Below are 11,233 nucleotides of genomic sequence, written 5' to 3' on the forward strand. Positions count from 1 at the left end.
TTGAACCACTCGGTCAATGTGGGAGGTGCAGTGCGACGACTCGACCTGCACCCGATGATGGTGTGTCAGTTGATGAAGCTGTGGCTGACACACCGCAATCGGGGGCAAGTCGAATCGTCGCACCGCCCCTCCCACATTGACCGCGCGGGGCTTAAGAGGTGGTGATACGCCAGATCCCGAACGGCATCTGCGGCTCCAGCCGTGTCCACTGGTGCTTGCCATACCAGGTCCAGCGGTGGCCATTCATCAAGTCTTCGCCCTGGGTCTGGGCATCGTCCGGCAGCCCCAATTCCCACAGCGGCAACTCGAAGTTGGCCTCCTGCGCGTTGTAAGGGTCCAGGTTGACCGCCACCAGAATGAAGTTGCTGCCATCCTCGCTGCGCTTGCCGAAATACAGGATGTTGTCGTTCCAGGCGTTGTAGAGCTTGAGCCCCAAGTGTGTCTGCAGTGCCGGGTTCTGCCGACGAATGCGGTTGAGCTGGGCGATCTCGGCGATGATGTTGCCGGGGGCGGTGAAATCCCGTGGACGGATTTCGTATTTCTCCGAATCCAGGTATTCCTCTTTGCCGGGCACCGGGGCCGCTTCGCACAGTTCAAAACCCGAATACATCCCCCACAGGCCCGAGCCCATGGTTGCCAGCGCAGCGCGGATCAAAAAGCCCGCGCGCCCCGACTCGTGCAGGAAGCCAGGGTTGATGTCCGGTGTGTTGACGAAGAAGTTCGGCCGGTAGCATTCACGCCACGGCGATTCATTCAACTGGGTCAGGTACTCGCTCAACTCGGCCTTGGTATTGCGCCAGGTGAAGTAGGTGTAGCTCTGGGAGTAGCCGACCTTGCCCAGGCGCGCCATCATCGCGGGCGTGGTGAACGCCTCGGCCAGGAAGATCACCTCGGGGTACCGGGCGCGCACATCGCTGATCAGCCATTGCCAGAACGGCAGCGGCTTGGTGTGGGGGTTGTCGACACGAAAGGTCTTCACGCCCTCTTCCACCCAGCCCACCACGATATCGCGCAGCTCGGTCCACAGGCTCGGGATCGCATCCGCCGCGTAGAAGTCGACGTTGACGATGTCCTGGTATTTTTTCGGCGGGTTTTCCGCGTACTTGATCGTGCCGTCCGGGCGCCAGTTGAACCAGCCCGGATGCTCTTTGAGCCATGGGTGGTCCTGGGAACACTGGATGGCGAAGTCCAGGGCGATTTCCAGGCCGTGCTCGGCGGCGGCCTGAACCAGGCGGCGGAAGTCGTCGCGGCTGCCCAGTTGCGGGTGAATGGCTTCATGGCCGCCCTCTTCGCTGCCGATCGCATACGGGCTGCCCGGATCATCGGGGCCGGCGGTCAGCGAGTTGTTCTTGCCTTTGCGGTGGCTGCGCCCAATGGGGTGGATCGGCGGAAAGTACAGCACGTCGAAGCCCATGTCATGGATCATCGACAGCCGTGAATGCACGTCATTAAAGGTGCCGTGGCGTGCAGGATCGTCAGTGATCGAGCGCGGGAACAGCTCGTACCAGCTGGCAAACAATGCCGCTTCGCGCTCCACATCGATCGGGTACACCGTGCTGATGCTCAGGTAGGCGCGGTGATCTGCCTGGGTCATCAAATGTGCACTGTCTTCGTGCAGGAACTGCGCAACCTGCTCGGTTTCCAGCAGCCCGGAGAGTTCGTGGTGCAGCAGCATCAGGCGGTCGCGCAGCTCGTTGTCACTGCGCTCGGCGGCCTGCAGCACCAGGCTGCGGCCTTCTTGCAGCTCGAGGCTGACCGGCACACCGGCCTCGTGCTTCTTGCGCAGTTCGTAGCAAAAGCTGGCGAAGGTGTCGATCCAGGCTTCGATGCAGTACTCGTGGGGGCCTTGCTGGGCCACGGTAAACGCGCCCTCCCAGCCATTATTGCCCACGTCGTTCATGACCACGCTGTGCCAACTTTCGTCTTGCAACGGGCGCCAGCGGATCAGCACGGCCAGCTTGTCATGGCCGTCGGCGAATACCTTGCTGGTGACGTTGACCCGCTGGCCGACCACGGCCTTGACGGCAAATTCGCCGCCGTCGATCACGGGGGTGGTGCTTTCGATCGCGATCCGTGGCAGCAACAGCGCCTGGGACAGCGGCAATAAGGATGGGTCTGGAACCTGTGTTTCAGCAGTCATCGAGCATCTTCCCCTTACGCCCTGTGGACGCTCTTTGCTTGATCCGAAATTCTGATACGGCAGCGCTCTCCCTGAGCAGAGCCGTCATAGGTCCGAGCCTGCGCGCCGGTTAAAAGTTCAGGTGGATGTGCCGCCATTGGGCGGGGAATCAATTCGCCCTGGCGGGTGTCCACCGATAGAGCAAAGCACAAAGGAGGCCACACCGATGAATATCCCGATCCCGGCTGAAACCCCGGACCCGAATATCGATAACCCGACCTTGCCACCGACCGAGCCAGAACCGATTCCGGAAAAAGAGCCACCGGAAAACCCGCCGCCGTCGGTGGAGGAGCCGCCAACAACGATGCCGCCGGTAATTGTCTGAACATTGTCAGAAGTGGAGGGCTCGCTCGTGCGCAGACATTGCTTCAGGCGCACGGGCGAACGGTTGAGAAAAGTAAAAATTCCCACTCAGCTGTCAGACCCGTCCTAAGCTCTAGCGATGCCACTCACTCTTACACTCATCCCGCGAGGGCGCATAACCACCGCCTTGGCTATATCGTGCAACCACAAGCCTCACGAGGATGAATCAATGTCGACTATCTATCCCCAGCAGGGCCGCTCATCGCCCGGCGTGCAGCCCACATTATCCAACTCCACGCCCGGCCAACCTGGGCTGACGTCTGAGCGTATCAATGGGCTGCTAAAGTCTGGCCCCAATTGTTCCATGCCCCACAAACAGCCCGAGCCGGCACCGAACACACCCGCACCTCGAGCATCTTCTGGGCCCGAGGCGCGCAAGGCGGCGAGCGAGCTTGAAACACTGTTGACCGAAACCAATATCGAAAAGGCGTTGCGCGAGCCAGATTCCAACCAAAGCAAGGAATTACTTGAGCGGTCCAAGAAGCTTGCGAACGAAATCGCGATGAACACCCCTCACTCGGCGGCAAACGCCAAGACGCCTTGGGCATCCGTCAACCAGTTGTCCCATGACAAGATCACCGCACAGGCCAAAAAAGTCATCAACGAGATGAGAGAAAGGCATATACAACAAATCGAGCTCGACAATTTCTCTCAGATTGCAAAGGCATTTGATAGCGACGGGGTGGGGGATACCGTTGCGTACATGAACAACGCACAAAATGGCCTTGCCGACCTCAAGCAAAAATTTTCCAGAATCGAGGCAACAGCCAAAAAAATTGAGGAGATGGGCACACAGTTGAACGCGACGCTGCGCTCATCACCTGCCAATACACCCTATAACGCTGACGCCAAAACCTACCGTTATGGTTCGCTCAGCGAGTCCCCATTGAATGCGCCCAGCGAAATCAAAAACTTTAACAACAACGACAAAATCGACCTGACCAACATCCAAAAACAGCTGAACACGCCATTGCACCTGGTGGAAAAATTTTCTGGAGCCCGTGGTGAAATGCAAATCCATTACCTGCCGAGCACCCGGACAAGCGTGCTCATCGTGGCGAACGATCCCGGACCCCCCCCTATGGTGATCAAGGTGTTTGGCGAGCTGCGTTATCAAAATCTGGTCACCTGACCAGACCTTGTTACCCAGTTTTCTTCTCCAGCAGCTTGACAATCCTCGGCATCACATTGAACACCACCAGGGCCAATAAAGTACTGAGCACAGCGGTCGACTCGCGTCCCAACCCCGCCGCTACCCCAATGGCGGCGGTCATCCACAACCCGGCTGCCGTGGTCAGGCCTTTGACGTGCTGGCCCTCTTCATCCTCATTGCCTTTGAGAATGGTGCCGGCACCGAGGAACCCGATTCCCGCGATCACCCCCTGCACCACCCGGCTCATTGCGTCCGCCTGATTTCCGGACATCTGCGGCACCATCACAAACAACGCGGCACCCAACGCCACCAGCATATGGGTGCGCACCCCGGCGGCCTTGCCCTTGCTCTCGCGTTCAAAGCCGAGGATACCGCCCAGCACTGCGGCGATCAGCAGGCGCACGGTGATCTGAGTAAGCTGCCTAGCGTCGCCGATGTCGGCGAATTCAGCCAGCAGGGTTTGCCACACTTCATGCCACCAGGCGTCCATGGATGCCGTCCTTTATCGTTATTGGTAAAGGATGGACAGCGGCGACCGCCAGTCAGTTGCCTGGAACCCCTGCACATCGCCGGCCCCTAACCTTGCATAGTCCACGAGAAAGGAGATCGGCATGCCCATTCGTATCGAAAACCAACTGTGCTACTTCATGCTCGACGACAACGGCCAGGAACAGAGCGTGCCAGCGACGCGGGTCAATATCGCGACCGACACCGACAAATCCATGTCCTACGTGGAGTTGGCCGCCGAGCGGATCTATATCACTGAAGCCGAGGCCGACGCCCTGACGGTCGCCGGGGCCCACGATGGACGCCAGCATGTAAAGGCCGAAGAACCTGGTTCGCTGATTTGATTGATCTGTATCAACACACACGTTGCAGCGCTGCACTCTAGGCGACACAGGGTGCAGCACATTGTCGCAGCACGCCGCACGCAGCCCATCTGATCCGCTTTTTATCACTCTACCTGAGCCTGTTATGCAAACAGTGTCCCGCGCATAGTTCATCGGCCTGATGGAGGCTGATGAGCGAACGACCATGAGCGAAAGAATCCCAACCGTGGAAACCTTTGAGCCCATACACCCAAAGAAGGTGAAGGCCAAATCCAGCGACAACCTGATTCATACCCGCAGTTTCACTGGCCTGTTCCGCACCTTACGGGTGAGCGGCGCGGGCTTGCTGTTCCTGGCGTTTTTCGGCACGGTCTGGTTGAACTGGGGTGGCCGGCAGGCGGTGCTGTGGGACCTGGCTGAAAGCAAATTCCACATCTTTGGCGCGACCTTTTGGCCCCAGGACTTCATCCTGCTGTCGGCCTTGCTGATCATTTGCGCTTTCGGCCTGTTTGCGATCACCGTGTTCGCCGGTCGTGTGTGGTGCGGCTACACCTGCCCGCAAAGTTCATTCACCTGGCTGTTCATGTGGTGCGAGAAAATCACCGAAGGCGAACGTAACCAGCGCATCAAAATGCAAGCCGCGCCCTGGAGCTTGAACAAACTGGCGCGGCGCTCGGCCAAGCACACCTTGTGGCTGGGCATCAGTGTGCTGACCGGGCTGACCTTTGTCGGCTATTTCACGCCGATCCGCCCCCTGGCCAGCGAACTGCTGACCTGGCAGATGGGCGGCGTCAGCCTGTTCTGGGTGCTGTTCTTTACCGGCGCCACTTACATCAACGCCGGCTGGTTGCGCGAAGCGGTGTGCATGCACATGTGCCCGTATGCGCGGTTCCAGAGCGTGATGTTCGACAAGGACACCCTGACCATTTCCTACGACGCGGCTCGCGGCGAACACCGTGGCCCGCGCAAACGTGAAGTGAAACCCGCCGATGTCGGCTTGGGCGATTGCATCGACTGCCAGCTGTGCGTGCAGGTCTGCCCTACCGGTATCGACATCCGCGACGGCTTGCAAATGGAATGCATCGGTTGTGCGGCGTGCATCGACGCCTGCGATTCGATCATGGACAAGATGGGTTACGCCCGCGGCCTGGTGAGCTACACCAGCGAACATCAACTGCAAGGCGGCAAGACCCACCTGCTACGCCCGCGCCTGATCGGCTACAGTGCGGTGCTGCTGGTGATGATCGCAGCCCTGGTGGTGGCCTTGGTGGAACGGCCGATGGTCTCGCTGGACGTGACCAAGGACCGTGGCATGTTCCGCGAAAACGCACAGGGCCTGATCGAAAACATCTACAGCCTCAAGGTGATCAACAAGACCCAGCAGCGCCAGAACTACCGTCTGGAACTGGTGGACGCGCAGGGCTTCCAGTTGCAGGGCAAGACCGAGATCAGCCTGGCACCGGGGGAAATCAGCGACGTGCCGGTGTCGGTGGCATTGCTGGCGGACAAACCGGCGAGCAGCTCGCAGACCTTGCGCTTCAAGGTCTCGGATGTGGACGAGCCGTGGATCTACAGTGATGCCGACAGCCGCTTTGTGGCACCGCTGAACCGCTGAAAACACATTTGAAAGGCTAATCAGGTCCTCATGAAACGCTACGAAAAATTTGCCGACGACATCGCAGAACTGATCCGCTCCGGCGTGCTCGGCCCCGGCCAGCGGGTGCCCTCGGTGCGCTATGCCAGCCAGACCTACGGCGTCAGCCCGTCTACGGTGTTCCAGGCCTATTACCTGCTGGAGCGCCGTGGCCTGATCCGTGCACGGCCGCGTTCCGGCTACTTCGTCAACACCCACGCGCCCAGCCCGTTTTCCGAGCCGGTGGTGAGCGAGCAAGTGCATGAGTCCACCGAAGTGGATGTGAGCGAGCTGGTGTTCTCGGTGCTCGACTCGATCAAGGACCCTAACACTGTGCCCTTCGGCTCGGCGTTCCCAAGCCCGATGCTGTTCCCGTTGCCGCGCCTGGCGCGGTCCCTGGCCAGCGCCAGCCGCGAAATGGACCCGCGCCTGGTGGTCACCGACATGTCGCCGGGCAACCCGCAACTGCGTCGGCAAATCGCCCTGCGCTACATGGTCGGCGGCCTGATGCTGCCCATGGAGGAGCTGCTGATCACCAATGGTGCTCTGGAAGCCCTGAACCTGTGCCTGCAAGCCGTCACCGAACCGGGCGACCTGGTGGCCATCGAAGCCCCGGCGTTCTACGCCTGCCTGCAAGTGATGGAGCGTTTGAAACTCAAGGCCGTGGAAATCCCGGTGCACCCGCGCGACGGCATCGACCTCAACGCCCTGGCGCAATCCCTGCAGCGCTATCCGATCAAGGCGTGCTGGACCATGACCAGCTTCCAGAACCCCATGGGCGCGACGCTCCCCGAGGCGAAAAAGCAGGCGCTGGTGGAACTGCTGCGCGAGCATCAGGTGCCACTGATCGAAGACGATGTGTACGCCGAACTGTATTACGGGCAACAGGCCCCTAAACCCGCGAAGGCCTTCGACACAGAGGGCCTGGTGATGCATTGCGGTTCTTTCGCCAAGAGCCTGGCTCCCGGCTATCGCGTGGGCTGGGTGGCGGCCGGGCGTTTTGCGCAGAAGGTCGAACGCCTGAAACTGATGACGTCACTGTGCCCCTCCATGCCAGCCCAGGCAGCAATTGCCGATTATCTGCAGCACGGCGGCTATGACCGGCACTTGCGCAAGTTGCGCTATGCCCTGGAAGAACAGCAAAGCGCCATGCTGGCGGCGATCGCGCGCTACTTTCCGGCACAGACGCGGGTCAGCCAACCGGCCGGTGGGTACTTCCTGTGGCTGGAGCTGCCGGAGCAGACGGATTCGTTGAAGTTGTTCCAGATGGCCCTGGCGCAGGGCATCAGCATTGCGCCGGGGCCGATCTTCTCGGCGACCCAGCGCTTCAGGAACTGCATTCGCCTGAACTACGGTAGCCCGTGGACCGAGGCGTCGGAAAAGGCGATGGAGACGTTGGGGCGGATTGTGCGGTCGTTTTAGTTGTAACACAGTCACTGGGACCTAACCGGCATGATGCCAACCAGTGACTTCTCCTTGATACCGAGTTCCTCATGTACACCAACAATAGCCCTGCAATCACCCTACACCTCACGGAGCAGAATTGGCGCAATGCTCCCAGCCACCCGGAAGGTCGACCATCCGGCGACCACCGTAGCGCCAAACAGATTATCAACGCCAATCCGGCGGTCAAACATCTATTACGGCGCCGAGACAGCTACCCCACTACCGACCTGCTCAAACGTCAATTGGGTGACTGGACTTCCGCGAATCCCAGCGCCCGTTCGCGCGCCGATGCAGCCTACAACCTGGCTCGGGTGGTCAACTTTCTGGATAACGTGAATGACCGCACAGTGGGCAACAGCGAAAGCCGCGATGGCAAAATCAACGGTTTTCACAATGCGGGCTATTCCACCCGCAAAAACTCGGAGGCACGCTTGCTGGTGGCCTTTGCGGAACAGGGCTACGAGGTGCTAAGAAACCTGGGCGCATGAATGCCCGGACTTCAGCGGCCACCGCCCAGATCGAGGAACGTCCCAGTGGCATACGACGCCTTGTCCGACAGCAGCCAGATAATCGCTTCAGCCACCTCATCCGGGCGCCCGCCACGGGCCATGGGGATACCGGATTCGAGTTTGCTGACCCGGTCCGGGTCGCCGCTCAGGGCATGGAAGTCGGTGTAGATGTAGCCAGGGCGCACCGCGTTGACGCGAATGCCCTCACCCGCCACTTCTTTTGATAGGCCAATGGTGAAGGTATCGAGCGCGCCCTTGGAGGCGGCATAGTCGACATACTCACCGGGCGACCCCAAGCGCGCCGCCACCGACGATACATTGACGATACTGCCGCCCTGCCCGCCATGCTTGGGCGACATGCGCAGCACCGCGTGCTTGGCACACAGGATCGGCCCCAGCACATTGGTCTTCATGATTTTCAGGATACGGAACTCGGACATTTCGTCCACACGGGACTTGTGTCCCACGGTGCCGGCGTTGTTGACCAGTGCGGTGACACGGCCCAGTTCGGTGTCGACGCGGTGGAACAGCGCAATCACTTCATCTTCAATGCTCACGTCGGCGCGCACGGTAATCGCCTGGGCGCCCAGCGCGCGGACTTGTTCGAGCACACGGTGGGCAGCCTCTTCGTCGGACTGGTAGTTGATGCAGATGCGGTAACCCTGGCGAGCGGCCAGCACTGCCGTCTCGGCGCCGATCCCACGACTGCCTCCGGTGATGATGACGACTTTGTCCATGCGTGCGGTCTCCTGATTCAACCTGATGTTTAGGGCTGGATCCAAGAATACCCGTCACGCACGGCTTTTGTCAGGCGCAAGCGCGTCTTCGGCACGCTGGATGTCGGCCATGAATCCGTCCGCCGGCAACGGATGGCCCAGCAGGTAACCTTGCAGGGAGTTACACCCCAGGCGCGTGAGAAAGCTCTGTTGCACATCGGTCTCCACCCCTTCAGCAACAATTCGCAGGCCCAGGGCCTGGCCGAGGGCGACAATGGCCGAGACGATGGCGGCGTCATCGCTGTCGTGCTCCAGGTCGCGCACAAACCCACGGTCGATCTTCAACTCGTTGGCCGGCAAGCGCTTGAGGTACATCAGGCTGGAATAACCGGTACCGAAGTCATCGATGGACAGATCGACGCCCATGTCCGACAACTGCTGCAACACCGTCATGCTCGCATCGGCATCGCTCATGGCGGTGGTCTCGGTGATTTCCAGGGTCAGGTTGTTGGCTGACAGCCGATGACGCTCAAGGGCCTCAGCCACGCTCCTGACCAACCCGGCGTGGCAGAACTGCAGCGCCGACAGGTTCACGGCGATGCGCCAGTCTTCATAGCCCTGGGCGTACCACAGGCTCATCTGGCGACAGGCTTCATTGAGTACCCATTCACCGATGGGGATGATCAGCCCGGTCTTTTCCGCCAGCTCGATAAACGTCGCCGGCAACAACAGGCCCTGCTGTGGATGCTCCCAGCGCAGCAGGGCTTCGGCCCCCACCGCAATACCACTGGCCGCGTCGAACTTGGGCTGGTAGTACAGGCGGAACTGCTCCTGCTCCACCGCATTGCGCAAGTCCTGCAACAACTGCAATTGCTTGCGTGCATTAGTGTTCATTGACGCATCGAAGAAACTGTAGCCGTTCTTGCCCATACCCTTGGCGTGGTACATCGCGGCATCGGCGTTCATCAGCAGTTCCTGGGGGTTATGGCCGTTGCCTGGGAACATGGCGATGCCGACGCTGGCGGAAATCTTCAGCTCATGCTCGGCCACCTGGAACGCACGGTTGATCAGCACCACCTGGCGTTCGGCAAGGCCGAGGGCGTCGTCCGGCTGGGTCAATTGCACCAGCAACACAAACTCATCGCCGCCGATGCGCGCCAGGGTGTCATGGCTGCGCAAGTCTTCACGCAGACGCAGGCCGACCTCGCGCAACAGCTGGTCACCCATATGATGGCCAAAAGCATCGTTGACCGGCTTGAAGCCGTCCAGGTCGATAAACATCAGCGCAAAGCAGCCGCCCTGCTCTTTCACCGCCTGCATGGCTTGCTGGATGCGGTCGGCGAGCAAGGTGCGGTTGGGCAGGCCGGTGAGCATGTCGTGCAGGGCCAGGTGGGTCAGCTCCTGGTTGGCCTGGCTCAGGGAGTCGGCGAGTACCGCCGTGCGCGCTTCCAGGCGTGCGTCGAGCAACGAAGTCAGTAAAGCGATGGCCAGCACCGCCAGGGTGGTGACCAGCACCAGGTTATCCAGGCCCTTGCCGCTCAACCCGTTCAGTGCCGCGCCGCAGAAGCTTTCATCGGCAAAGCGGGCCGCTGCCATGCCGGTGTAATGCATGCCGACGATAGCAAACCCCATCACCACCGCCGCTCCACCACGGGCCAGGCGCACATACGGCGTATTGCGGCGCAAATTATGGGCGATCCACAACGCTGCGCCGGAGGCCACCACCGCGATCAATAACGAAGCGCCAAACAACGTCGGGTCGTAGTCGATGCCCGGCGTCATGCGCATCGCCGCCATACCGGTGTAATGCATGCTGGCAATGCCGGTGCCCATGATCAGCGCACCCAACCCCAACTGCCAGGCCGGCAGGCGCGGTTGGCTGACCAGCCATAATGCAAAGCCGCTGGACAGCACCGCAATCAGCAACGACAGAGCGGTAATCCCCAGGTCGAAGCCCAGGGCAAACGGCAAGCGCAAAGCCAGCATGCCGATGAAGTGCATCGACCACACCCCCACCCCCATCGCCATGGACCCGCCAATGATCCATATATAGACGGCGCGGCCTTTGGCGGTGGCGATGCGCCCGGAAAGGTCCAGCGCGGTGTAGGAAGCGAGGATCGCGACGAACAGTGAGATCACGACCAGTGAGGGCGAATAACTACCGATGAGCATGGGACTTCTCGTGCACAAAGGGCCCGAGAGGCCCGTGCGAAATGGCAAAGCGGGCGATTGTAGCGAGAATAATTCTTGAACAGTTGATTAATTATCAGAGCGCCATTAGTGGCATTTTGACGCCAATCCTATGGCTCAGAAACGAGGGTTTGCTGAGGTCAAATATGGCGGTGAGCGGACCTATTGTGGTGAGCGGGCTTGCCCCGCGCTGGAGTGCGTAGCGCTCCCGTTT

The 11,233-nt window shown here is 60.4% G+C and carries 10 protein-coding genes; 6 read left to right on the forward strand and 4 right to left on the reverse strand.

Annotated features, from left to right (window positions below; genetic code table 11):
- Nucleotides 1-151: 151 nt before the first annotated feature.
- Nucleotides 152-2,140 carry an alpha-1,4-glucan--maltose-1-phosphate maltosyltransferase gene (locus M2497_RS17135; protein WP_248481843.1) on the reverse strand — a complete coding sequence of 663 codons (1,989 nt, stop codon included), beginning with the start codon at nucleotides 2,138-2,140 and terminating at the stop codon, nucleotides 152-154.
- A gap of 205 nt (nucleotides 2,141-2,345) precedes the next feature.
- Between M2497_RS17135 and M2497_RS17140 the strand changes: the two genes are divergently transcribed.
- Both M2497_RS17140 and M2497_RS17145 read left to right on the forward strand, forming a co-directional pair.
- Entirely contained in the window at nucleotides 2,346-2,504 is a 159-nt protein-coding gene (locus M2497_RS17140) for a hypothetical protein (protein WP_166794340.1), read from the forward strand.
- 207 nt (nucleotides 2,505-2,711) lie between these two features.
- Nucleotides 2,712-3,674, forward strand: coding sequence for a M10 family metallopeptidase C-terminal domain-containing protein (locus tag M2497_RS17145; RefSeq protein WP_248481845.1), 963 nt, complete (start codon nucleotides 2,712-2,714; stop codon nucleotides 3,672-3,674).
- Nucleotides 3,675-3,684: 10 nt separating this feature from the next.
- Here M2497_RS17145 and M2497_RS17150 read toward each other — a convergent pair whose 3' ends face one another.
- The gene (locus M2497_RS17150; protein WP_248481847.1) at nucleotides 3,685-4,185 is read right to left on the reverse strand and encodes an MgtC/SapB family protein; all 501 of its coding nucleotides are present in this window, start codon (nucleotides 4,183-4,185) and stop codon (nucleotides 3,685-3,687) included.
- 121 nt (nucleotides 4,186-4,306) lie between these two features.
- Between M2497_RS17150 and M2497_RS17155 the strand changes: the two genes are divergently transcribed.
- The 4 genes from M2497_RS17155 (at nucleotide 4,307) to M2497_RS17170 (ending at nucleotide 8,092) form a co-directional block, all read left to right on the forward strand.
- Complete coding sequence (locus M2497_RS17155) at nucleotides 4,307-4,546, forward strand: DUF3203 family protein (protein WP_248481850.1); 240 nt, start codon at nucleotides 4,307-4,309, stop codon at nucleotides 4,544-4,546.
- 184 nt (nucleotides 4,547-4,730) lie between these two features.
- Complete coding sequence (gene ccoG, locus M2497_RS17160; protein WP_248481851.1) at nucleotides 4,731-6,140, forward strand: cytochrome c oxidase accessory protein CcoG; 1,410 nt, start codon at nucleotides 4,731-4,733, stop codon at nucleotides 6,138-6,140.
- Between the two features lie 30 nt (nucleotides 6,141-6,170).
- Nucleotides 6,171-7,580: a PLP-dependent aminotransferase family protein gene (gene mapR, locus M2497_RS17165; protein WP_248481852.1), complete on the forward strand. Its 1,410-nt coding sequence runs from the start codon at nucleotides 6,171-6,173 to the stop codon at nucleotides 7,578-7,580.
- A gap of 71 nt (nucleotides 7,581-7,651) precedes the next feature.
- Nucleotides 7,652-8,092 (forward strand): hypothetical protein, encoded by a 441-nt coding sequence (locus M2497_RS17170; protein WP_248481853.1) that lies wholly within the window; start codon nucleotides 7,652-7,654, stop codon nucleotides 8,090-8,092.
- Nucleotides 8,093-8,103: 11 nt separating this feature from the next.
- Here M2497_RS17170 and M2497_RS17175 read toward each other — a convergent pair whose 3' ends face one another.
- Both M2497_RS17175 and M2497_RS17180 read right to left on the reverse strand, forming a co-directional pair.
- Complete coding sequence (locus tag M2497_RS17175; RefSeq protein ID WP_248481854.1) at nucleotides 8,104-8,850, reverse strand: SDR family oxidoreductase; 747 nt, start codon at nucleotides 8,848-8,850, stop codon at nucleotides 8,104-8,106.
- Between the two features lie 54 nt (nucleotides 8,851-8,904).
- Nucleotides 8,905-11,001, reverse strand: coding sequence for an EAL domain-containing protein (locus M2497_RS17180; RefSeq protein WP_248481855.1), 2,097 nt, complete (start codon nucleotides 10,999-11,001; stop codon nucleotides 8,905-8,907).
- Nucleotides 11,002-11,233: the final 232 nt, after the last annotated feature.

The sequence above is a fragment of the Pseudomonas sp. CYM-20-01 genome, from assembly GCF_023169845.1.
GTDB lineage: Bacteria > Pseudomonadota > Gammaproteobacteria > Pseudomonadales > Pseudomonadaceae > Aquipseudomonas > Aquipseudomonas azotoformans.

Excerpts from the sequence above, each read along its gene's own strand:
- ccoG (WP_248481851.1), top strand. The coding sequence starts at position 4,731 with ATGAGCGAAAGAATCCCAACCGTGGAAACCTTTGAGCCCATACACCCA.
- M2497_RS17135 (WP_248481843.1), bottom strand. The coding sequence starts at position 2,140 with ATGACTGCTGAAACACAGGTTCCAGACCCATCCTTATTGCCGCTGTCC.
- mapR (WP_248481852.1), top strand. The coding sequence starts at position 6,171 with ATGAAACGCTACGAAAAATTTGCCGACGACATCGCAGAACTGATCCGC.
- M2497_RS17150 (WP_248481847.1), bottom strand. The coding sequence starts at position 4,185 with ATGGACGCCTGGTGGCATGAAGTGTGGCAAACCCTGCTGGCTGAATTC.
- M2497_RS17170 (WP_248481853.1), top strand. The coding sequence starts at position 7,652 with ATGTACACCAACAATAGCCCTGCAATCACCCTACACCTCACGGAGCAG.
- M2497_RS17145 (WP_248481845.1), top strand. The coding sequence starts at position 2,712 with ATGTCGACTATCTATCCCCAGCAGGGCCGCTCATCGCCCGGCGTGCAG.
- M2497_RS17175 (WP_248481854.1), bottom strand. The coding sequence starts at position 8,850 with ATGGACAAAGTCGTCATCATCACCGGAGGCAGTCGTGGGATCGGCGCC.
- M2497_RS17155 (WP_248481850.1), top strand. The coding sequence starts at position 4,307 with ATGCCCATTCGTATCGAAAACCAACTGTGCTACTTCATGCTCGACGAC.
- M2497_RS17140 (WP_166794340.1), top strand. The coding sequence starts at position 2,346 with ATGAATATCCCGATCCCGGCTGAAACCCCGGACCCGAATATCGATAAC.
- M2497_RS17180 (WP_248481855.1), bottom strand. The coding sequence starts at position 11,001 with ATGCTCATCGGTAGTTATTCGCCCTCACTGGTCGTGATCTCACTGTTC.